The sequence below is a fragment of the Bacillus sp. 05T31 genome (assembly GCF_056396725.1).
In genome coordinates this window covers 1-1,443 of record NZ_JBFTMA010000890.1, presented here as the reverse complement: position 1 = coordinate 1,443, position 1,443 = coordinate 1, and the positions used below count along the sequence as shown (strand labels likewise).

Here is a 1,443-nt window from a genome sequence, read left to right as displayed (position 1 = left end):
CCCCAATTGTTAGACATAGTCTAACAATTGGAGGTGCAGTTTTTTGTATGACAAAATTTACGAAGGATTCAAAGTTAACGCTCGTTCAAGGATTTAATCCAAAAATAATTTCTCAAACAGAATATGCAAAACAGATGCATACTACAAAAGCACAATTTCAATACTGGTTACGCTTATACGAACTCCATGGAGAAGAAGGTTTACACGAGGTCTATACAAATTACACCGCAGAGTTTAAACTAGACGTACTAAATTTTATGGCTCAATCGGGTATATCGTTAATGGATACAGCGGCTATATTCATGATTCCTTCTTTTACAACGGTTTATCAATGGAAGAAGCAATTTGAAGTAGGTGGCTTAGATGCCCTTGAACCAAAGAAAAAGGGGCGTCCATCCATGAAAAATAAAAACACAAAACATGATACGAAAAAGATTCCGGCAGAAGGTTCAGTTGAAGCGTTACAAGCTGAATTAGAACGCTTACGTATGGAAAATGCGTATTTAAAAAAGTTGAATGCCTTAGTTCAAAACAAGGAAAAATCACCAAACAAGACAAGGCACAAGTAGTCTATGAATTAAGGCATAAGTTTCAAGTGAAGAAATTAGTAAAGTTAGCGGGTATCCCTCGAAGCACCTATTATTTTTATGTAAAACAAATGGATAGAATTGATTCAGATGCCGATTTAAAAATAGAAATTAAAGCGATTTATGATGAACACGAAGGTCGTTATGGATATCGTCGTATTCGTGATGAATTAGCCAATCGTAATCAAATAGTGAATCATAAAAAAGTGCAACGAATTATGAAAGAGTTAGGTTTAAAATGCCTTGTACGTATGAAAAAATATAAATCTTATAAAGGAACAGTTGGTAAAATTGCACCCCATATTTTAGAACGTAAATTTACGGCAGATACGCCAAATGAAAAATGGGTAACCGATATTACGGAATTTAAATTATTGGGCGAGAAACTGTATGTATCACCTGTATTAGACTTGTATAATGGTGAAATCATTACCTATACAATTGGCTCTAGACCGACGTATTCACTTGTTTCAGAAATGTTAGAGACAGCATTAGAAGGTTTACCTGAAAATCACCAACTACTGATGCATTCAGATCAAGGGTGGCATTATCAAATGAAACAGTACCGTCACGCATTACAAGAAAGAGGTATCGTACAAAGTATGTCTCGTAAAGGCAACTGTTATGACAACGCAGTAATGGAGAATTTCTTTGGAATCATGAAGTCTGAGTTTCTCTACATAAAAGAGTTTGAAAGTGTAGAGCACTTCAAAATAGAATTAGAAAAATATATAGATTATTATAATACAAAACGGATAAAGGCAAAATTAAAAATGAGCCCGGTGCAATACCGGACTCACTTTTATCAAGCTGCCTAATGAAATAACCGTGTCTAATTTTTAGGGGTCACTTCATT

Annotated in this window: 1 protein-coding gene; it reads left to right on the top strand. The window is 34.7% G+C overall.

What is annotated here, in order from left to right:
* Positions 1 to 47: 47 nt before the first annotated feature.
* Positions 48 to 1,405 (top strand): IS3 family transposase gene (locus AC1DJR_RS29590; protein ID WP_429688755.1). Its coding sequence is split into 2 segments (ribosomal slippage): positions 48 to 504 and positions 504 to 1,405, totalling 1,359 coding nucleotides; the frame shifts between segments, so codons are not numbered across the junction.
* Positions 1,406 to 1,443 lie beyond the last annotated feature (38 nt).